Here is a 267-nt window from a genome sequence, read left to right as displayed (position 1 = left end):
ATAACTTTTAATTGTACCATTTAGGAATTGAAACAGTGGTGCGGCTACTGCATAGTAGGAGGCAATTTCTCTTTTAATTGTACCATTTAGGAATTGAAACGTGAAAACAATTACGTGCGATTTCCAGAAAAAAAGGCTTTTAATTGTACCATTTAGGAATTGAAACGACATCTCAAGCGGCACCACCTGCGATTGTACATAGTCTTTTAATTGTACCATTTAGGAATTGAAACAAATAGAAACCAATCCACAAATCCAAAGCAACAA

It is taken from the genome of Runella zeae DSM 19591 (assembly GCF_000423565.1).
In the GTDB taxonomy this organism is placed as follows: domain Bacteria; phylum Bacteroidota; class Bacteroidia; order Cytophagales; family Spirosomataceae; genus Runella; species Runella zeae.
The sequence above is the reverse complement of the archived record's forward strand: the minus strand, read 5'-3'. Positions refer to the sequence as shown.